The following is an 18,435-nucleotide window of genomic DNA, read 5'->3' as shown; positions in this document are numbered from 1 at the left end:
GTGCACGCGTGTTGCGCGCCGAATGTCGGGAAAACCCGTAATTCTAGCGGATGCACGGGAACGGCCCGGTTCGCGGCGGCATTTTTTGGGCTCGAGTGACGGGCGGAAACTCCCGCCAGGAGGGGACTTCGGGGTGGTCTTGCGATATCGGGAGCAGAGTTGCGGTGAAGCTTTTGCTGGATAAGCAAAATATGGGGAGGGACTTTCTCCGTTTGCTCCGTAACCGCGTGGCGCAACGCCGCACGTGCGGCGCCTGTTTGCTTAACCCGCCATCGCGGGATTCAGATCGACGAGGCGGTTGCTCATCACATAGAACGTGAGCTCGGCGTTGTTGCGCAGCTTCATCTTGTCGAGCAGCCGCGTGCGGTACACGCTGACCGTCTTCACCGAGAGCGACAGCGTCGCCGCGATATCGGTGAGCCGTTTGCCCGACGCGAGCATGCACAGCGTCTGGTATTCGCGATCGGACAGCTTTTCGTGCGGCAGTTGTTCGCCGTCGAACGAGACGTAGTCGGCGAGCGCCTCGGCCATCTCGGGGCTCACGTACTTGCGGCCCGCCGCGACCTGCTGGATCGCACCGATCATCTGCGCGGCGTCGACGGTCTTCGATAGATAGCCGGAGGCGCCGGCTTTCAGCGCGCGCACCGCGTACTGGTCCTCGCGGTACATCGAGAACATCAGCACCGCGACGCGCGGCGCCTTGCGCTTCAGGCGCTTGAGCACCTCCACGCCGTTCATGTCGGGCAGCGAGATGTCGAGCAGCACGACGTCGAAGCTTTGCTGGACTACCGAGTCGAGTGCTCCCGAGCCGCTGTGCGCCTCGGCGACTTCGCGCGCGATACCGCGATCAAGCAGCAGTTGGCGGACCCCCTGGCGGACCACCGCGTGATCTTCGACGATCAGGATGCGCAGGCTCATGGTTGCGGGCTCACGATTGCAGTGCGCGCCGGGCGGCGCGCGGCGCGGGGCGAGCAGCGAGCAGCGCGTGCCAGGCGAAGCGAGCCTGGATCAGGGTGCCGCGCGGGGTAACGGCGCTGCTGTCATCGCTGCTGCCCTCGCCATGTCCGACGCCCGCGCGCCTGGCGCTGACCTGCAGCGCGCCGTCGAACGCGGCGCAGCGCGCCTGCATGCCGGCGAGGCCGAAATGGCCGTCGGCCGGTTTCTCGCCGTCGCGTTCGCGCGCGCCGCGCGGCAGGCCGATACCATCGTCGCTGACGGAGAGTTTCAGATGTCGCGGACCGGTTTCGATCCGCACGTCGGCGCACGTCGCATGGGCATGCTTCGCGACGTTGTTGAGCGCTTCCTGGGCGACGCGAAACACGGCGAGCGCCGCGTCGGCGGGCAGACGCGCGAGCCGCGCGTCGTCGGAGCAGGTGATGGTGGTGCGCAAGCCGGTGCGCCCGGAGAAGTCGCGGATCCAGCCTTGCAGCGCGCCGGCGACGCCGGTCTCGAACGACGGCGCGTGCAACTGTGCGACCGCTGCGCGGCTTGCTGCGCACGCGGCGTCGAGCGAACGGTTCGCGACCGCGAGCGCGGCTGCGCATTGCGGCGGCGCGTCGGCGGGCAGCCAGGTTTCGATGCCGGCGAGCGCAAAGCGCGTCGCGGTCAGCTCGGCCCCGACCCCGTCGTGCAACTCGCTCGCGAGGTGACGGCGCACGCTCTCCTGCGCGTCGACCAGTTCGGCCGACAGCTCGCGCACCCGCGCACGCAACCGTTCGATCTCGCGCGCGGCGAGCGACGGCATGTCGATGCCATCACGCTGCGCTGACGAGGCCTGCGGAGCGTTGAACGGGACGGCAGTCGACGTATCCATAAATTTCCCTCTCAGGAAGTGGAGCGGACAGCGAAGCGGACGCACTCGGGCGCGACCTGCGCGATAGTCGGAACCCGGCAGCCTGACGTAACGAAATTTACATTCAGTAACAAATACGGCGGCCTACGGCAGGCGTGCGAATTCCGTCTGATCTCGCGCCGCGATGATATCTTAAAAAAAAGAAAAATGCAGTCGTACCAAGGGTTAGCGCAGAGTTTTCATAGATTACTTGATGTACCGCGCATGCTGGTGGTGTCAGAGGAATTCTGACAGCGGAGGTGATGGAGGGGCTTCCAATTTGTAACGGACAACAAAAAAGGAGCCCGGAGGCTCCTTTTCGCGGAAGTCGCGGCGCGCGGGCCGCGAAGAGGGACGGCGGCTTAACCGACGAAGGCCTTTTCGACCACGTAGTGACCCGGCTCGTTGTTGCTGCCCTCCTTGAAGCCCGCGTCTTCGAGCAGCTTGCGCGTGTCGCGCAGCATGTGGGGGCTGCCGCACAGCATGACGCGGTCGTTTTCGAGCGAGAAACCCGGCACGCCGAGGTCGGCGAACAGCTTTTCGGTTTCGATCAGCTCGGTGATGCGGCCGCGGTTCTGGAACGCCTCGCGCGTGACGGTCGGGTAGTACAGCAGCTTTTCCTGCACGAGCTCGCCGAGGTGTTCATGCGCCGGCAGGTGCTCGGTGATGTATTCCTTGTACGCGAGTTCATCGACGAAACGGCAGGTGTGCGTGAGGATCACGCGCTCGTAGCGGTCGTAAATGTCCGGGTCCTTGATGATCGACATGAACGGTGCGAGGCCCGTGCCGGTGGACAGCAGCCACAGCGTTTTGCCGGGCAGCAGGTTGTCGGCCACCAGCGTGCCGACCGGCTTCTTGCCGATCAGCACTTCGTCGCCGACCTTCAGGTGCTGCAGACGCGACGTGAGCGGGCCGTCCTGCACCTTGATGCTCAGGAATTCGAGGTGTTCTTCGTAGTTCGCACTGGCAAGGCTGTATGCGCGCAGCAGCGGCTTGCCGTCGACCTGCAGGCCCACCATCGTGAACTGGCCGTTTTCGAAGCGGAACGACGGATCGCGCGTGCAGGTGAAGCTAAAAAGCGTATCGGTCCAGTGATGGACGCTCAGGACGGTTTGTGAATTCAGGTTGCTCATGGCTTCTTGGATAGTGCGAAAACAAAGGCGGCCAGTCGTCTGAGCCGGCCGGCACGGCAAGGGCGATGCTGCGTTGACCCGTGGCCGGGACTCACGCGTAATCCGGTATTTTACCGTGCCCGTCGGGGCGGGAGCGCGGCGCGTCGGTCGTGCGTGGTGAAGCGGGTTGCCGGACCTGGAAGCGGCGGCGCCGCTTTGTTGGCGCCGCGAAGTACGTTGGCGTAAGTGCGGCCGTGCTTCGGCGGTGTACGGCGATTCGGCGAATGCCGCGCAGGGCGGCTGTCATTGGCTGTCGGCGTGCGCAAAAGCGCGCGCCGCGCGGACAACAATTTCAAGATGATACCGAAAGGAGGCGTGCACCGCAGCATTGACCCTGCTGATGAAACCGGCAAATGGGGCGGAACCGTCCCTGCGCCACCGTAATCGGGTGGCGTTCTACATCGTTCGCGCGGGTGATTTTTTGGGGAATACCTCGGGCGCTTCGTCGTTTACGCAGGACGCGAGTCGCACGAGGCAAGGCGGTGTGGTCATGCGCGACTCGTCCCGGCGGCTCCGGCCGTCCCTGCGAGTAGGAGGTGTCAAATGGAAGCTTCTCGTGCGATGTCTACATGCGGTTCAAACACTGAATTCAACGGATGGATGATACGGGCACGCGCATCGCGCTTCATGCGTCGTGCGGCGTGTCGAGCCGCGTTGCTGGCGTTTTCGATGGGGACTGTCGGGGCCTGGGCGCAGGAGGCGATCCTGCCGCCAAATTCGGTGACCGCATCGACCGTTCCGTCTAACGGTGATGTCAATCCGTACGGCATTGCGTTCGTGCCGCCCGGCGTGCCGTCCTGGAGCACCCTCAAACCCGGCGATGTGGTGGTGTCGAATTTCAATGCAAGCTCGAATCTGCAGGGAACCGGCACGACGGTCGTCAAGCTCGTGCCCAATGGCAACCCCGTGACGTTCTTCCAGGGACAACATCTCGGTCTCACGACGGCGCTCGCTGTGCTGAAAAGCGGCTTCGTGCTGGTGGGCAATGTGCCGACTACGGATGGCAAGAACGTCGTCGCGCCGGGCTCGCTGCTCGTCCTCAATCCGCAGGGCGGTCTCGTCAAACAACTGATCGATCCCAACCTGCTGGATGGCCCCTGGGACCTGACCGTGATCGACGGCGGGCGATTCGTCAGAGTGTTCGTCTCCGATGTGTTGAACGGCAAGGTCGCGCGAATCGATCTTGCAATCGGGGAAAATGGCGTCCAGGTGCTGCCGAGCTCGACCATCATCGCGTCAGGCTATATGCACCGCACCGATCCGGCGGCACTCGTGGTCGGCCCGACTGGGCTGGCCTACGACCCATCACATGACGTGCTTTACGTCGCCTCGACAGGCGACAACGCCATATTCGCGATCTACGGCGCCGCCAACGCGAATCATGATGGCGGAATCGGGCGGATGATCTACCAGGACAACAAGCACTTGCACGGTCCGCTTGCGCTGGCACTCGCCCCCAACGGTCATCTCGTTACCGCGAACGGCGATGCAGTCAACCCCGACCCGCAACATCCCAGCGAAATCGTCGAGTTCACCGTGGGCGGACAGTTCGTCGCGCAATTGCAGGTCGATGCTGCGTCGGGCGCGGCGTTTGGCCTTGCCTTCGGTCTCAATAGCAAGGGGCATCTGCAGTTTGCGGCGGTGGACGACAACACGAATTCGGCGACTGTCTGGACGTTGCGCACCGATAATCAATGAACGGACACGGAGCAACGATCTATCGGTACACAGATGTGGGTATGGAGCGGCAATGGCCGGGCCAAGTCTCCGTCAGGCAAGGGTATGCTGTCTGACCGATCTGGTGACGCCTAGCTCGCGAGTGCCGCTCGCTCACGCGACGGCCCCCGTTTCTCGCCGACGCGCCGATCATTCCATGTGAAATTATTAACGACAGATCGCTAATAACAATCAACGGCTACCTGTCCTCGGTCACTACACAGACCGACGCGCGTTCGACCAGCGGTCCGTCCAGCTTGACCGCGCGATGGCGCACCGGTGCGCCGGCCGCGCGGTTGTGCTGCTCCTGAATGAGTGTCTCGACGGCCCAGCGGCCGAGTTCGTAGTTCGGCAGCACGACGGTCGACAGCGGCGGATGCGTGTGGCGCGCGATTTCCTGGTCGTCGTAGCCGAGCACCGCGACGTCCTCGGGCACGCGCAGGCCGAGTTGCTTGAGTGCCTCGATCGCGCCGATCGCGGTCAGGTCGTTCGCGCAGAAGATCGCGGTGGGCGGATTGGCCTCGCGCATCAGCGACAGCGTCTGCTCGAAGCCGAGGCCCGAACTCCAGTCGCCGTCGCGCACGAGTTCGGGGGCGAACGGCAGGTCGGCGGTCGCAAGCGCGGTGCGGTAGCCCTTCAGACGGTCCTTCGCGGCGTCCTGCCACGGCTCGCCGTTGATGTAGGCGATGCGCCGGTGGCCGGCCTGTAGCAGATACTCGGTCGCCAGATGGCCGCCCGCGACCTCGGCCGGCACAACCGACGAAAACGTGTCGTCGCCGGTGTAGCAGTTCAGCAGGACGGTCGGAATCTTCGACAGCGCGGCCGGGGGCGCGACCTTGCGCGTGTAGACGGTCGCGTAAATCACCCCGAACACGTGCGGATTGGTGAGGACCGTGTCGAGCACCTGTTTTTCGATGTCGGCGTTGCCGTGCGTCGAGTAGACCGCCAGCATCTTGCCGCTCGCGTACGCGGCGTCGCGCGCGCCGTCGATGCTGACGACCGGGTGCGGACTCGTCGAGATCTCGTCGGCCAGATAGACGATCAGATTGCGCTCGTCGCTCGATACCGCGACCGGCACGCGCGACGACAACCTGTAGCCGAGGTCGTGCGCAGCTTTCAACACCTTGTCGCGGGTAGCCTCGGAGAATTTCGCGCCGGCCGCGTTGTTGAGCACGAGCGAGACGGTGGACTGCGACACGCCGGTGAGTTTGGCGATGTCGGTCATGGTCGGGCGGCGTTGAGTCGATTTTTTCATTGCGCGGGCCGAGGCGAAGCGGCGCTGAAGCAGGGAATACCAGAGGCACCGCACTTCTGACGGTAGCACTAATAATATCCGCGCGGCAACGTGCGCGAACCCGCCGTGGGGAAGCGGTTTTCGCCGTCCTACGATCGCATTTGAACGAGTCTATTACTAATCACACGGACCGATAGTGCATCAGGCAGAGGCGCTTATTCGAGCCGCAACTTCGCCACGTAGGGCAAATGATCCGATAGCCACGCGGTCTCCTGCGTCGGCTGAATCCACTCGACGGGCTGCATGCCGCGCACGAACATCTTGTCGAGCGACAGCGCCGGTGAGAACGCCGGAAACGTGCGCGCCGGTTCGCCGAGCAGCGTTGCAACTTCCTCCAAGCCGTGTTCGCGAAAAAGCGGCACCGAGTCATTGCGCCAATCGTTGAAATCGCCGGCCAGCACGAGCGGCCCGTCGGGTGCTTCCTTCGCGATCCAGTGCGCGATCCAGTTCATCTGCCGCAACCGCGCCGGGCGCGTCAGCGCGAGATGCGCGCACAGCAGCGTGACTAGCCGTCCGCCGAACGTCGCGCGCGCGACCAGCAGGCCGCGCTTTTCGAAGCGGTGCGCGGAGATGTCCCAGCGGCCGCCGAGATCGAGCGGATGCGGCGAGAGGATCGCATTGCCGTGCCGCCACGACGGCTTGAACACGTTCGGGCCAAGCGCGACTTCGAGTTCGAGCGCGCGGGCGATCTCGGTTGCCTGACAGTGCCATACGTCGGTTAGCGGATCACCCATCGGCGCGCCGAAGCTGGTCGCCAGTACCGGCGCCGGCATGCGCCGCGCCATCGCTTCCTGCAGGAAGTACGCGTCCGCGTGTGTCTGTTCGACCCAGCGCTGCATGGCCTGCCACGCCTGAAAACCGAGCGGCGTGCGGCCCTTGTGCAGGTTCCAGCTCACCGCGATGAAATCGTTCGGTGCAAGGTTCTCTCGGATCAATTCTTCTGGGTTTCGCATGCCGCGTTATCCACGTGTTCTGTTCGAGGGCGTCGCTCAGACTCGCCGCGCCCGTCAGTTCGGATTGCTGCTGCCGTTCACGGCGCCATTGCCGTTCGGGCTGCCGCTCGTGCCGCCATTCATGCCGTTGCCGTTCGCACTGCCGCTCACGACGTTCGCATACAGGCGGTACACGAGGTTCGGATTGTGATCGAGGATCGTCCAGTTCGCCCATTGACCGGGCGGCACCACGAGACCCGGGTGGCTCGCGCTGACCTGGCGCGGCTGCGGTGGCAGCTCGCAGCCAATGTCGGTGCGCCCCGGGTTGTTGTCCTCGAGCGTTTCCTGCGTGTCGATGGAAAACATCACGCCCTCCGCATCGACGCGCAGCGGCGATACCGTGATGGTCCGCGACAGATCGATGCTGCCGGCCGGCTGGTTCTTGCAGCCGACGTTATGCTGCACGACCTGGTGGTGCGTGTCCGTGCGCGCCTGGCCGACGGTGGTTGTGCCGTTGAACGAGTCGATCTGCTGACCGTCTTTCACCACCTGCAACTGCCATTGCACGACCGGTTGCGCTGGCCGTTGTTGAGCGTGGGCGAGCGACGAAGCGCCAAGCAGCATAGCCACGATACTGGTTTTCCACATGGAAGGGTCTCCGCTCACGCGTCGGTCCGCGCGGTTGCGTCAGCGTAGCAATGAGAGAGCCATCTTACCCCCGATGACCGCAACGATTTCTGACACAGTCGACGTGGACCGGTTCAGCAACAATCCATTACAGATGGGATGAGAATGCCACGCGGGCGCGTCCTCCGGGCGTCTGCCGGAGCATGCGCTGATTAGCAGCAGAACCGCAGGACTGCTGGCTTGCGTGCGTTTATGTCGTCGCTACACTGGACTTGAACCGGTGCTCACAAGGCGCCGCCGCAGCAACCAGACGAACGGGGTGAGCCATGTCGACAGCAATGGTCAAACAGGAGATCGCGGTAGCGTCATTTAGCCGCGTGTACGACCTCGACGAGGTCGAAACCGCGCTGAACGGTCTCGGTGAGGGCGCGAACGAGGCGCTGCGCGCGACCTACGAAAAGATGCTGAAAACCGGCAATCTGCGTTTCTGTGTGAAGCCGAACCGGATGCCGTCGATCGACGATCTGATCGACGCGCTGCCCAATTTCTCGAGGCCGCTCGACGACATCCGCAAGCAGGTCGCGCTGTGCCTCGAAACCGAAGACCGGCTGGAGCTGATGCCGATCCTTCTGCTCGGCGACCCGGGCATCGGCAAGACGCATTTCGCGAAGCAGTTGGCGCGCCTGCTCGGCACCGCGTACCAATACGTCGCGATGAGCTCGCTGACGGCGGGGTGGATTCTGTCGGGCGCGTCGTCGCAATGGAAGAACGCGAAGCCGGGCAAGGTATTCGATGCGCTTGTGAACGGCAGTTACGCGAACCCGGTGATCGCCGTCGACGAAATCGACAAGGCGACCAGCGACTCGCAATACGATCCGCTCGGCGCGCTCTACGCGCTGCTGGAGCACGACACCGCTGAATGCTTCATCGACGAGTTCGCCGAGATCCCGATCAATGCAGGCAACGTGATCTGGATCGCGACCGCCAACGACGAACGCGCGATCCCCGAACCGATCCTCAACCGCATGAACGTCTACGAGATCCCGCCTCCGGATCACGCAGGCGCGCGGCGCATCGCTCAGTCGATCTACGACGAGATCCGCGGCGCGCACAACTGGGGGCTGCGTTTTCCGGAAACGCTCGGCGAGGCAACGCTCGATGCGCTCAAGCGTGCGTCGCCGCGCGAGATGCGCCGCGCGATCCTGAACGGCTTCGGCGCGGCGCGCATCGCCGGACGCGACCGGATCGAACCCGCCGATATCCGTCTCGATTACGGAAACCGCAGAAAACCGATCGGTTTTTGAGACTTTTGGCCGTTTTTTGTGCAAAACCCCGCGTTTTCCGCGATCGGCATGGTTTCGGGCGGTAATTCCTACGACGCGTGCGATAAATGCCACAGCAATTGTTTCTCTTTTTGAGGCGCGATCGCCCGACCACGCCCATTGGCCGCCCCCTCGCCTGATTGGCGGGCGCGGCTGTTTGTCATTTCTGTCTGTACCACGTCGTACAATTTTCTGTCACGGTGATAAAAAGACATAAGCAGACGCAACGGACAGATGCGTTCGACGCAGAACGGAACGCGGCGGCGAGGTGCCGCTTTTGTCTTCCTTCCATCGGCTGAACGAGGCAGCGCGCGGCGCAATGGGCCGCGTCAACGGATATGGATCAGATCGAATGTGTAGTGATCGGCGCCGGGGTGATCGGGCTTGCGACGGGGCGCGCCCTGGCGGCGCGCGGGCGCGAGGTGATCGTGCTGGAGGCCGCCGAAGCGATCGGCGTGGGTACGAGTTCGCGCAATAGCGAAGTGGTTCACGCGGGCATCTACTATCCGCGCGGATCGCTGAAGGCCACGCTGTGCGTGCGCGGCCGCGAAATGCTCTATGACTATTGCGTCGAGCGCAACGTGCCGCATTCGCGCTGCGGCAAGCTGCTCGTCGCGACGTCGCGCAACCAGATCCCCCAGCTCGAAAGCATCATGGCCAAAGGGCGCGGCAACGGCGTGCTCGACCTCATGCGAATCACCGGCGACCAGGCGCAGGCGCTCGAACCGGCGCTCGAATGCGTGGAGGCGGTGTTTTCGCCGCAGACGGGGATCGTCGATAGTCATCAGTACATGCTCGCGCTGCAAGGCGATGCGGAGCGCGACGGCGCGGTGTGCGCGTTCCGTGCGCCGGTCGAGGCGATCGAGGCGCGCAACGGACGCTTCACCGTCACGGTCGGCGGCGCGGCGCCGGCCACGATCAGCGCCGCCTGCGTGATCAACAGCGCGGGACTGCATGCGAACGCGCTCGCGCGCAGGATTCGCGGACTCGACGCACGCCACGTGCCGCCGCTTTATTTCGCACGCGGCAATTACTTCAGCATCTCGGGACGCGCGCCGTTCAGCCGCCTGATCTATCCGATGCCGAACGAAGCCGGCCTCGGCGTGCATCTGACGCTCGATCTCGGAGGCCAGGCACGCTTCGGTCCCGATGTCGAATGGGTCGACGCGATCAATTACGACGTCGATCCGCGTCGCGCGGAGTCTTTTTACGCGGCGATTCGCGCGTACTGGCCGGCGCTGCCCGACGGCGCGCTGCAGCCAGCGTATGCAGGCATTCGTCCGAAGTTGTCCGGTCCTGGCGAGCCCGCCGCGGACTTCGTGATCCAGGGGCCGGCCGCGCATGGCGTGCGCGGGCTCGTCAACCTGTTCGGCATCGAGTCGCCGGGGCTGACGGCATCGCTTGCGATCGCGCAGCGAGTCTGCGAGCTGGCCGGACGTGCGTGAAATCGCGTTTGCACGGTACCGATCCGCTTATCTCTATCATTTGGAACATCCCGGGCCGCGGCTTCGTTGTTATGCTTGGGGAAGCTGTCATCAGAACGGCGTTGGTACCGATATAAATATGGAGTGAGTTCCCATGAGATCTTCCCGTCGTACGTTTTTGATCACCAGCATTGGTGTGGCATCGACGCTCGCGCTGTCGCGCCAGGCGTTCGCCGACGCGCCGAAAGTCTCCGAATCCGATCCGACCGCGCAGGCGCTTGGTTACAAGGCGGACGCGAGCAAGGTCGACAAGGCGAAATTCGCCAAATATGCGCCCGGGCAGCAATGCAGCAACTGCAGCTTCTTTCAGGGCAAGGCGGGCGATGCCTTCGGCCCCTGTCCGATGTTCGGCGGCAAGCAGGTCGCGGCCGGGGGCTGGTGCAGCGCATATAACAAGAAGGCCTGATGAAGCCTGCATTTGACGTGATTGCAGGCTTGTGCGAGATGCGCCGCAACACCGCGGCGTGTCTTCGAACCGTGCGTCTTCGGGTGCCCGCCGTCGCGCGCCGCTGCGTTTCTAGCGTCGCGCATTCATCAACGGCGGGCGTTTGTCGAACCACGGCCGTGCCGCTTCGAGCTGCGCGGCGAGTCTGAGCAACGTCGCTTCGCCGCCGGTGCGCGCCGCGAACTGCACGCCGATCGGCAGCCCGCGTGCGCTCCAGTACAAGGGCACCGACATCGCCGGCTGTCCGCTCAGGTTGAACAGTTCCGTGCAGCCCGCCCAGGCGAACGCCTTGTTCGATGCTTCGAACAGCAGTCTCTTGATGAGCCGTTCGAGCGGCACCGTGGTGATCGCGCGCATCTGCATACGTTCCACGGAGTTCGGCCGCATTTCGCCGATCTTGATCGGCGCGGCCGCCAGCGTCGCGCACAGCAACACGTCGTAGCGGTTCAGCAAGTCCGTCAGGCGCGCGGTGATGCGGCGCTGTTCGTCGAGCGCGGCCGGCAGGCCCTGCTCGCCGATCTTGCGGCCGATATGCGCCATCGCCCACGTCGAGATTTCGAATTCGCGGCGCTCGGGCTTGTGGCCGGTGATGCGCTCCGCGTTCAGCACCATGTCCTCCGCGCTCACCGACCACAGTGTCAGAAACGCATGACGGACCGCCGCGAAATCGACGCCGAGCGATACAGGCTCCAGACGATGGCCGAGCGAACTCGCGAGTTGCGCGGCGTCGTCAAGCGCGGCGCGCGCATCGGCCGATAACGACGGGGCGAGCATCGGTTCGGTCACGTACGCGATCGTGAGCGGCTTGCATGGCTCGCGCGTCGCGCCGAGAAAAGTGCCGGGTGCACCGGCGGGCCGCGCGGCGTTGCCCGTCAGCAGATCGAGCAGCAACGCGCTGTCACGCACGCTGCGCGACACGGCGTGATCGATGCCGAGCTCGCCGGCGCCGGGCGGCGCTGCGCGGGGCACGCGACCGCGCGAGGGTTTCAGGCCGAATAGTCCGCAACACGATGCCGGAATGCGGATCGAGCCGCCGCCATCCGATGCATGCGCGAGCGGTACGATGCCCGCGGCGACCGCCGCCGCGGCACCACCGCTCGAACCGCCCGGTGTGTGATCGAGATTCCATGGATTGCGGCAGGCACCAAATAGTTCGGGCTCCGTATAAGGCATCTGGCCGAGCTCGGACGTGCTGGTCTTCGCGAAGATGTTCAGACCCGCGGCTTTCGCGAGCGCCACGACCGGTGCGTCCTCTGTCGGAATGAAGTGGCGGTAGTGGCGGCTGCCCATCGACATGCGCAGTCCCGCAACGGGGGCGCCGAGATCCTTGATCAGGAACGGCACGCCGGCGAGCGCGGCGTGGGCGGTGGAGTTGTCCGCGCCGTGGGCGCTGTTGACGGTATTGACGCGATTTTCGTCGTCGCGCGAGGCACGCTTGCGCGCCGCATCGTAGTCCTTCAGAACGACCGCGTTGATCGCGGGATTGACGGCCTCGGTGCGCGAGATCGCGACGTCGATCAATTCGCGCGCGCTGACCTGGCGCGTGCGCACGAGTTCGGCGAGGCCGATGGCGTCATGAGCGAGATAGTCTGAGTACACGTCGGTTGAGCCCTCGCGATCGATTGGCAGGCTGCGTCGAATTCGTGGCCGGTCATGCACGCGCGGGCGTCGCGCATGAAAAAAGACGGCGCGTCGGCCGACGCGCCGTCTTGCACAGACTACCCGAGTTACGCGCCGACGTGCCCTACGTGAATTCGAATGCGCACTTCAAATGACCGAGCTTTCGATCACGCGAGCGGCTCGGCGGGCACGGACGCATGCCGGACCCGCGGCTCACATCCGTTCGCCGAGGAACGTCAGCGTGCGGCCGTGCGCCAATGCGGACGCGTGCTGGTTATACGACGCACGCTCCGAGCAGTTGAAGCCGTGATCCGCGTTCGGGTAGATGTTGAACTGCACGTCGGCGCGACCCGCGAAGCGCTCCTGAATCTGACCGACATCCGACAGCGGAATATGCGCGTCGAGCTCGCCATAGTGGAACTGCATCGGCACCTTGATGTTCGCGGCTTTGTCCAGATGGTTGTGGATGCCGCCGCCGTAATAGGCGACCGCGGCGTCGAGCGAACCGGCCGCGGCAGCCAGATAAGCGAGACGGCCGCCGAAGCAGTAGCCGATCGCTGCGACCTTGCCGGTCACTTCCGGCAGCGCGCGCAAGGCGGCGGCAGCGGCGCCGATGTCGGCGACCGCGTCGTCGAGCTTGGTCTTCTGCATCAGCTCGATGCCTTTTTCGCGATCCTTGCCGTCATACGTCAATTCGACGCGCGGCTGCACGCGCCAGAACACATCCGGGGCGAGCGCGACGTAGCCGTCCTGCGCGTACTGGTCCGCGACCGAGCGGATATGGCTGTTCACGCCGAAAATTTCCTGAATGATGATGACGGCCGGTCCTTTGCCGCCCTTCGGCAGCGCGAGATAGCCGCCGAAACTGTCGTTGCCCGCGGGGATGTCGATCCATCGGGAAGTCGTGCTCATGTTGTTCTCCATTGCCTTGCGCGAAAGCCGCGCGAGGTCGGTGTAGGAAACGCTCAGGACCGCCCGGCCCTGCAACGGGCGGTTAGTTTGCCATCAACGGAAGCGGCTTGCAGCGGGGGGACGGGGCCGCGCGGCCGATGCGGTGTGGGCGCGGTTGCCGTAAGGCGATTGAAACGATCTCGATGGTTCAACTCTGCGGGATCGGGCATCTGGGCACCCTCATGGGCAACGGCTCGCGCGCGGAAGCGCTGGAAACGCCGGAAACGCTGAATACGCTGGAAACCCTGGTCGAACCGCGCTTGCCGGACGCGGGCTGTGCATTCGGACTGCGATCAGTTCGAGCAGGAATGGCGGGTGGCCAACGCAACCATATGGACCGCCGCGTTAATGCGTTGACGGGTTAACTGATTTAAATCAGATTGAGGCCTTTTGGCATGCTCACAATCCCGTGCGCCGCGCCAGCTTTTAAATTGAAAAAACCTTCGAATCACGTCCGGAAAAAGCCGAAAAAAGTGTGAGTCCGCGCCTGCGGAAAAATGCTTCACTTAGCGGAAACCCGCATGGGCCGGGGCTTTCCGCGCCGGTCCCCACGCCGCGAGCGGCCCCCGTGGCAGCTTCGCTATTAGTGTTGTTCCCACTTTCTCAAAAAATTCCCCCAAATTAATTTGTTGGCCTACACTTGCGCGCAAGTACGGCTTGCCAACTGTCACAAACAGTCCGGCAAACGTGCTGGCCAAGTGCATGAACGATGCAACCGGCGTGGTCGTCCACGGGACACTGAGCGACACGTGTAGGGGAAGCGGGGCACGGGGCGATTACGTTGTTTTGACCGAAACTGGAGACTTACATGATCATCAAAATTCAAAAGCTGTTGCCGATCGCCGCTGGTGCGATGCTGTTCGCGACGTTGGCAACATCGGCTGCCGCAGACACGGTCGTCAAGATCGGTCACGTTGCGCCGTTGACTGGCGGTATCGCTCACCTGGGTAAGGACAACGAAAACGGCGCGCGCCTCGCCATCGAGGAAATCAACGCGAAGGGTCTCGTGATCGGCGGCCAGAAGGTCACGCTGCAACTCGACGCACAGGACGACGCGGCTGACCCCCGCACCGCTACGCAGGTTGCCCAGAAGCTCGTCGACGACAAGGTCGTTGCCGTGGTCGGCCACCTGAACTCGGGCACCTCGATCCCGGCGTCGAAGATCTATAGCGATGCGGGCATCGTGCAAATCTCGCCGTCGGCAACCAACCCGGCCTACACGCAGCAAGGCTTCAAGACGACCTACCGCGTCGTCGCGACCGACGCGCAGCAAGGCCCGGCACTCGCGAACTACGCGGCCAAGGGGATGAAGGTGAAGAGCGTCGCGATCGTCGACGACTCGACCGCTTACGGCCAGGGTCTCGCGAACGAGTTCGAGAAGACTGCCAAGGCGCTCGGTCTGAACGTCGTGTCGCACGACGCGACGAACGACAAGGCTGTCGACTTCCGCGCGATTCTGACGAAGATCAAGGGCGAAAACCCTGACGCGATCATGTACGGCGGCATGGACGCAACCGGCGGCCCGTTCGCAAAACAGGCGAAGCAGCTCGGCCTGCGCGCGAAGGTGCTGGCAGGCGACGGCGTGTGTACCGACAAGCTGTCGGATCTGGCCGGCGACGCTACCGACAACATCGTCTGCTCGGAAGCCGGTATGGCGCTCGAAAAGATGGCGGGCGGCAAGGCGTTCGAAACGAAGTACGAGAAGCGCTTCGGCCAGCCGATCCAGATCTACGCGCCGTTCACGTATGACGCGGTGTACATCATCGTTGACGCGATGAAGCGCGCGAACTCGACCGATCCGGCGAAGATTCTGGCAGCGATGCCGACGACCGACTACAAGGGCGTCATTGGCGAAACGACGTTCGACTCGAAGGGCGACCTCCAGCACGGCGTGATCTCGCTGTACAACTACAAGCAAGGCAAGAAGACGCTGCTCGACGTCGTGAAGATGTAATCCCGGTGTGCTCGAAGGCGGCGTCGCGCCGCACTTCGATTCGCCGCTCAAGAGGCACGCGGGCCGTGAGGCTTGCGTGCTTTTTTTCTTGTCAGATCTTCAGGCGCCGCAGCACCTTGGGCCCGACCAGCGCGATCATCGCGGCGCACACGGCAACGACCGACAGGCCGATCGTCAGATTGGTCACCTGGGCGACCGCGCCGATGATCACCGGTCCGAGCAGCAACCCGAAATAGGCGAGCCCCGCGACGTGCGCGAGCCCCTCGGCCGCGTGGATGCCCTTCACGCTCGCCGCCGCCGCGAACAGCACCGGCATCATGTTCGCGAGGCCCAGCCCGATCAGCGCGAAGCCGGCGAGCGCGGCTACCGGATTCGGCAGAAGCAACGCATCGACCATCCCGGCGCAGGCGAGCGCCGCGCTGATCATCACGAGCTGCGGTGCGCCGAAGCGGGCGCGCACCGCGTCGCCGGCAAAGCGCGCGGCCGCCATGCCGCCGGAAAACGCCGCATAGGCGGCGCTCGCGAGCGCGGGTGTCGCGAGCACGACATCGCGCATATAGACCGTGGCCCAGTCGTACATGGCGCCTTCGGCGATCAGCGCGACCAGCGCCATCGTGCCGAGGGCCCACAGCGCCGGCGAGCGCCAGCGGCTCGCACGCGGCGTCGCCGCGTCGGGGTGCTCGGCGTGCGGCACGTGCGGCAGCACCGACGGGCACGCGAGCACCAGCACGAGCGCGCTGAGCGTCGCGGCGAGCGAGAGATGCAGCGCCGGCGCCATGCCGCGCGACAGCAGCGCCCCGCCGACCGCCGCGCCGAACATGCCGCCAAGACTGAACATCCCGTGTAGCGACGACATGATCGGCTTGCCGAGCGCCTTTTCGACCGCGCTCGCTTCGGCGTTCATCGCGACGTCGAGCGTGGCCATGCCCGCGCCGAACACGGCCAGCACCACAAGCAGGATCCAGTACGCCGGCACGACGAGGATCAGCGCCGCGCAGGCGGCCATTGCGAGGCCGCCGCTCAGGCATGCGCGGCGCGTGCCGACCCGCGCGATCCAGGACGCGTTGGTCACCATCGCGCCGATCGAGCCGCCGGCCACCGCGAACAACGCGAAGGAAAGCATGGCCGGATTCAGATGGAAACGGTCGCGCACCGTCGGCACGTGTACGCCCCACGACGCGTACATCATGCCGGCGATGAAGAACAGCGCCATCGTGGCGATGCGTGCCCGTTGCCGCTCGGTCACGGACAGGTCACGGTGCGCGGCGGGCAGGACGGCGAAGTCGGAGGTTTGGTGATCGGGCACGAAGGTCTCGGGGCGGAGTGCGCGAGAAAGCGCATTGAAAGCGGACCTTCGATTTTATCGAAGCGTGCTGGCTTATGCTTGGAGCCGTGGGATCGGGCGCATACGATTGAACGTCTACGGGTGCGACGAAGCGGTGTCGCCGGATCTCATGCTTCAGGGCCGGCGCGGCTTTAGATTGCCGGACGGCTCTCTCCGCTCGCAGCCCATCTCTAATTCTCCCGAGGTACGCTCGATTGAACATTCCCGCTCACGCTCCGCTGCATCTGCTGCACACGGCCACGGTCGGCACGCTTGCGACGCACGCGCGCCAGCCCGCGGGCTTTCCGTATCCTTCGGTGCTGCCGTTCGCGCCGGACGCGCGGCATTGTCCGACGATCCTCGTGAGCCGGCTCGCGGAGCACACGCACAATCTGCACGCCGATCCGCGCGCCGGCTTTCTGGCCGTCGACGCACCCGAGGGCGACGTGCTGGGCGGCCAGCGCGTCACGCTGCTCGGCCGCTTCGAGCCGGTCGATCCGAGCCCGGAACTCGTGCGGCGCTATCTGCGCTATCACCCGGACGCGGAGCGCTACCTCGCGCTCGGCGATTTCACGTTCTGGATCATGACGCTCGAGCGGCTGCGATACATCGGCGGCTTTGGCGCGATGGGCTGGCTCGACGGCGCCGAACTCGATCCGCTGCCACCGCTGGCGGCCAGCGATGAGGAGGCGCTCATCGCGGAATTCAGTCGCCGACCGCGCGGCGCGGGCAGCGTCGAATTGCTGGGCGTCGACCGTTACGGCGCCGATCTGAATTACAACGGCGTGCGCGAGCGTTGCGCCTTCGACGCAGCGCGATCCGATATCGAGACATTGCATGGGGCGCTCGAAGTCTGCATGGAGCGGCGGTCGAATTAAGCATTATTGTTTATTGAGAAAGGCCCATGCACGAGTCGCAACGCGCCGGCTGCTGTCTCAATAATGCGCTAATCCTGGTCAAAGCTTTCATGCGGTGAGAGGCTTGACGCGCAATAGACATCTCAGATTTCATTTCCTGATAGTTAAATCGTATAAATATGCAGCGCCGCAGGATTTTTTCAGCGGCATGCGAAATCGCCTCATTGAACGGCTGTAGCTGGTGCAGAAGCCGCAAGCGGAAACCTTTTGAAACGGAAATTAAATTAATTTTCTCCGCCGCCGGTTTTGCAGTCTTTCTATTTTGTGTTAATCTCGCCTTCAAATTCCGAGGCGTGAAACCTTCAAAGACGAAGTCGGCATAAGACCGGCAGTCATTTATCCATACCACAAGGGAACATATGTCTTCGTACAAGGAACTGCTCGCGCAGCGCGAGAAGCTCGAAAGGCAGATTGAAGAAGCGAAGTCGCGCGAATACGCCGAAGTCTTGAATGAAATCAAGCAGAAGATGGCGGACTACGGCATCTCGCTGAGCGAACTCGGCGGCGGCCGCGCACCGAAGGGCGCTAAAGCGAGCCGCCCGCGCGCAGGCGTCGCGCCTAAATACCGCGATCCGGAAAGCGGCAGCACGTGGTCCGGCCGTGGCAAACCGCCGCGCTGGATTGCGGGTCTTGATCGCGAAAAGTTTCTGATCCAGAAGTAATGCCCATCAGGCGGGGTGTGAAGATTGCCGACGCGTAATGCGATTACCGGCAAACCGCAGTGTTTAGAGCCCGCTGCAGAATCTCGGAAAGCCGTGCACCTTCGGGTCACGGCTTTTTTGCATTTGAGGCGGGTTTTTTGTCACACGCACTTCAGATCGCTGTAACGCGAATGCTTGTCGTTTC

General features: G+C 64.0%; 17 protein-coding genes. 8 read left to right on the top strand and 9 right to left on the bottom strand.

Annotated features, from left to right (window positions below):
- Positions 1–261 precede the first annotated feature (261 nt).
- The 3 genes from rqpR to LJ655_RS08440 form a co-directional block, all read right to left on the bottom strand.
- A complete protein-coding gene (gene rqpR, locus LJ655_RS08450) occupies positions 262–918 on the bottom strand; it encodes a response regulator transcription factor RqpR (protein WP_230560802.1) in 657 nt (218 codons plus the stop codon).
- 10 nt (positions 919–928) lie between these two features.
- Positions 929–1,813 (bottom strand): sensor histidine kinase, encoded by an 885-nt coding sequence (locus LJ655_RS08445; RefSeq protein WP_230560801.1) that lies wholly within the window; start codon positions 1,811–1,813, stop codon positions 929–931.
- A gap of 380 nt (positions 1,814–2,193) precedes the next feature.
- Complete coding sequence (locus LJ655_RS08440; protein WP_230560800.1) at positions 2,194–2,964, bottom strand: ferredoxin--NADP reductase; 771 nt, start codon at positions 2,962–2,964, stop codon at positions 2,194–2,196.
- A gap of 639 nt (positions 2,965–3,603) precedes the next feature.
- Between LJ655_RS08440 and LJ655_RS08435 the strand changes: the two genes are divergently transcribed.
- Positions 3,604–4,701, top strand: a complete 1,098-nt coding sequence (locus tag LJ655_RS08435) for an NHL repeat-containing protein (RefSeq protein ID WP_230561095.1) — start codon at positions 3,604–3,606, stop codon at positions 4,699–4,701.
- Positions 4,702–4,918: 217 nt separating this feature from the next.
- On the opposite strand, the gene LJ655_RS08430 is transcribed toward LJ655_RS08435, so the two are convergent.
- The 3 genes from LJ655_RS08430 to LJ655_RS08420 all read right to left on the bottom strand — a co-directional run bounded on the left by LJ655_RS08430 (position 4,919) and on the right by LJ655_RS08420 (position 7,593).
- Positions 4,919–5,974 carry a LacI family DNA-binding transcriptional regulator gene (locus tag LJ655_RS08430; protein WP_230560799.1) on the bottom strand — a complete coding sequence of 352 codons (1,056 nt, stop codon included), beginning with the start codon at positions 5,972–5,974 and terminating at the stop codon, positions 4,919–4,921.
- A gap of 194 nt (positions 5,975–6,168) precedes the next feature.
- Positions 6,169–6,966, bottom strand: coding sequence for an endonuclease/exonuclease/phosphatase family protein (locus LJ655_RS08425; protein WP_230560798.1), 798 nt, complete (start codon positions 6,964–6,966; stop codon positions 6,169–6,171).
- Between the two features lie 54 nt (positions 6,967–7,020).
- A complete protein-coding gene (locus LJ655_RS08420; RefSeq protein ID WP_230560797.1) occupies positions 7,021–7,593 on the bottom strand; it encodes a hypothetical protein in 573 nt (190 codons plus the stop codon).
- A gap of 305 nt (positions 7,594–7,898) precedes the next feature.
- On the opposite strand from LJ655_RS08420, the gene LJ655_RS08415 reads away from it, so the two are divergent.
- From LJ655_RS08415 to LJ655_RS08405, 3 genes are all read left to right on the top strand, one after another.
- The gene (locus LJ655_RS08415) at positions 7,899–8,876 is read left to right on the top strand and encodes an AAA family ATPase (RefSeq protein ID WP_230560796.1); all 978 of its coding nucleotides are present in this window, start codon (positions 7,899–7,901) and stop codon (positions 8,874–8,876) included.
- Between the two features lie 356 nt (positions 8,877–9,232).
- Entirely contained in the window at positions 9,233–10,339 is a 1,107-nt protein-coding gene (locus LJ655_RS08410) for an NAD(P)/FAD-dependent oxidoreductase (protein WP_230560795.1), read from the top strand.
- 133 nt (positions 10,340–10,472) lie between these two features.
- On the top strand, positions 10,473–10,784 hold the full coding sequence (locus LJ655_RS08405) for a high-potential iron-sulfur protein (RefSeq protein WP_230560794.1): 312 nt from the start codon (positions 10,473–10,475) through the stop codon (positions 10,782–10,784).
- Positions 10,785–10,895: 111 nt separating this feature from the next.
- Here the strand turns inward: LJ655_RS08405 and LJ655_RS08400 are convergent, their stop codons facing one another.
- Complete coding sequence (locus LJ655_RS08400) at positions 10,896–12,422, bottom strand: amidase (protein WP_230560793.1); 1,527 nt, start codon at positions 12,420–12,422, stop codon at positions 10,896–10,898.
- A 234-nt stretch (positions 12,423–12,656) separates the two neighbouring features.
- On the bottom strand, positions 12,657–13,355 hold the full coding sequence (locus LJ655_RS08395; protein ID WP_230560792.1) for a dienelactone hydrolase family protein: 699 nt from the start codon (positions 13,353–13,355) through the stop codon (positions 12,657–12,659).
- Positions 13,356–13,537: 182 nt separating this feature from the next.
- On the opposite strand from LJ655_RS08395, the gene LJ655_RS08390 reads away from it, so the two are divergent.
- Together LJ655_RS08390 and LJ655_RS08385 are read left to right on the top strand one after the other, a co-directional pair.
- Positions 13,538–13,759, top strand: a complete 222-nt coding sequence (locus tag LJ655_RS08390; protein WP_230560791.1) for a hypothetical protein — start codon at positions 13,538–13,540, stop codon at positions 13,757–13,759.
- Positions 13,760–14,202: 443 nt separating this feature from the next.
- Complete coding sequence (locus LJ655_RS08385) at positions 14,203–15,348, top strand: branched-chain amino acid ABC transporter substrate-binding protein (protein ID WP_230560790.1); 1,146 nt, start codon at positions 14,203–14,205, stop codon at positions 15,346–15,348.
- A gap of 91 nt (positions 15,349–15,439) precedes the next feature.
- Here LJ655_RS08385 and LJ655_RS08380 read toward each other — a convergent pair whose 3' ends face one another.
- A complete protein-coding gene (locus LJ655_RS08380) occupies positions 15,440–16,654 on the bottom strand; it encodes an MFS transporter (protein ID WP_230560789.1) in 1,215 nt (404 codons plus the stop codon).
- A gap of 233 nt (positions 16,655–16,887) precedes the next feature.
- Here LJ655_RS08380 and LJ655_RS08375 point away from each other — a divergent pair, with 233 nt between their 5' ends.
- Together LJ655_RS08375 and LJ655_RS08370 are read left to right on the top strand one after the other, a co-directional pair.
- Positions 16,888–17,550, top strand: a complete 663-nt coding sequence (locus tag LJ655_RS08375) for a HugZ family pyridoxamine 5'-phosphate oxidase (protein ID WP_230560788.1) — start codon at positions 16,888–16,890, stop codon at positions 17,548–17,550.
- A gap of 398 nt (positions 17,551–17,948) precedes the next feature.
- On the top strand, positions 17,949–18,251 hold the full coding sequence (locus tag LJ655_RS08370; protein WP_230560787.1) for an H-NS histone family protein: 303 nt from the start codon (positions 17,949–17,951) through the stop codon (positions 18,249–18,251).
- Positions 18,252–18,435 lie beyond the last annotated feature (184 nt).

Origin of the sequence: Paraburkholderia translucens, assembly GCF_020881035.1 — a bacterium.
Lineage (GTDB): Bacteria > Pseudomonadota > Gammaproteobacteria > Burkholderiales > Burkholderiaceae > Paraburkholderia > Paraburkholderia translucens.
This window is presented reverse-complemented; position numbering and strand designations above follow the sequence as displayed.

What these genes read in the sequence shown, in the direction of transcription:
- rqpR (WP_230560802.1), bottom strand. Translation starts at nt 918, where the DNA reads ATGAGCCTGCGCATCCTGATCGTCGAAGATCACGCGGTGGTCCGCCAG.
- LJ655_RS08445 (WP_230560801.1), bottom strand. Translation starts at nt 1,813, where the DNA reads ATGGATACGTCGACTGCCGTCCCGTTCAACGCTCCGCAGGCCTCGTCA.
- LJ655_RS08440 (WP_230560800.1), bottom strand. Translation starts at nt 2,964, where the DNA reads ATGAGCAACCTGAATTCACAAACCGTCCTGAGCGTCCATCACTGGACC.
- LJ655_RS08435 (WP_230561095.1), top strand. Translation starts at nt 3,604, where the DNA reads ATGATACGGGCACGCGCATCGCGCTTCATGCGTCGTGCGGCGTGTCGA.
- LJ655_RS08430 (WP_230560799.1), bottom strand. Translation starts at nt 5,974, where the DNA reads ATGAAAAAATCGACTCAACGCCGCCCGACCATGACCGACATCGCCAAA.
- LJ655_RS08425 (WP_230560798.1), bottom strand. Translation starts at nt 6,966, where the DNA reads ATGCGAAACCCAGAAGAATTGATCCGAGAGAACCTTGCACCGAACGAT.
- LJ655_RS08420 (WP_230560797.1), bottom strand. Translation starts at nt 7,593, where the DNA reads ATGTGGAAAACCAGTATCGTGGCTATGCTGCTTGGCGCTTCGTCGCTC.
- LJ655_RS08415 (WP_230560796.1), top strand. Translation starts at nt 7,899, where the DNA reads ATGTCGACAGCAATGGTCAAACAGGAGATCGCGGTAGCGTCATTTAGC.
- LJ655_RS08410 (WP_230560795.1), top strand. Translation starts at nt 9,233, where the DNA reads ATGGATCAGATCGAATGTGTAGTGATCGGCGCCGGGGTGATCGGGCTT.
- LJ655_RS08405 (WP_230560794.1), top strand. Translation starts at nt 10,473, where the DNA reads ATGAGATCTTCCCGTCGTACGTTTTTGATCACCAGCATTGGTGTGGCA.
- LJ655_RS08395 (WP_230560792.1), bottom strand. Translation starts at nt 13,355, where the DNA reads ATGAGCACGACTTCCCGATGGATCGACATCCCCGCGGGCAACGACAGT.
- LJ655_RS08390 (WP_230560791.1), top strand. Translation starts at nt 13,538, where the DNA reads ATGGTTCAACTCTGCGGGATCGGGCATCTGGGCACCCTCATGGGCAAC.
- LJ655_RS08385 (WP_230560790.1), top strand. Translation starts at nt 14,203, where the DNA reads ATGATCATCAAAATTCAAAAGCTGTTGCCGATCGCCGCTGGTGCGATG.
- LJ655_RS08370 (WP_230560787.1), top strand. Translation starts at nt 17,949, where the DNA reads ATGTCTTCGTACAAGGAACTGCTCGCGCAGCGCGAGAAGCTCGAAAGG.